The 815-nt window shown below is 50.7% G+C and carries 1 protein-coding gene; it reads right to left on the bottom strand.

Annotation, left to right across the window (positions count from 1 at the left end):
• The coding region (locus EI164_RS16535; protein WP_263972680.1) for a hypothetical protein at positions 1 to 815 on the bottom strand (815 nt) is incomplete at both ends.

Here is an 815-nt window from a genome sequence, read left to right as displayed (position 1 = left end):
AGACCGACCTTGTTTGGCGTATCATCAAAGCTCATCGTCACTTCAGACTCAGACGTTAGCCCATATTGAGCAATACCAGATATCCAGCCGCTATGAGTATCATCGTCATTGATTTGCGAGTGACCGAGACCACCACCATGCCATCTGGGAGAGGCACCGCCTTTGAGGTTATGTCGATTAGATAAACCGGCATCCTGAGTGGTAATGTCTTTCTCATCCACATCACCCATACCGATACCATCAAAGAGCGCACGGCTAATCACGGGACTGTCAATATCACCATACCAGTGGTTAAGCAGCACAGACTGACCGATGCGCGGAGCAAACTGCCACCCATGCGTCGCCCCCGATGACAGTTGTAATGCGCGTAGGGGTGGGGTGGTGCCGTCATCGTGATCACTAATACCTGACCAAACAGGGGTGGTGATGGTTTGTTGTAGATTGTCCTCAGTGATACTAGAGGCGTAACTAGGAGAGGGCGAGCGGCTCACATCTCCTGTACGCGCTTGCGTGAGGCCGTGATAGGTACTGCTGGCAAAAGACAAGCTGCTTGGATAGGGTGTATAAGGAATAGACGCATCAAGTAGCGTAGCTGATACCCATACACCAGTATCACGAGCAATATCAAAGCCATGATCGGGCATGGATGATAGCGTCAGCCTTGTGGTGCAGCGCTGCATCTGCTGCACCGTTTGCTGTAACCACTGCTTGATAAAGGCTTGATAATGATACGACACACTATCATTGTCAGGCTCAATACCGATGATGGTCACCGCGGTACAATAGGTAGACAAGTGGCCAATAGAGGGTAGGTT

Source organism: Psychrobacter sp. FME13, assembly GCF_014861395.1.
Taxonomy (GTDB): Bacteria; Pseudomonadota; Gammaproteobacteria; order Pseudomonadales; family Moraxellaceae; genus Psychrobacter.
The sequence above is the reverse complement of the archived record's forward strand: the minus strand, read 5'-3'. Positions and strand labels throughout refer to the sequence as shown.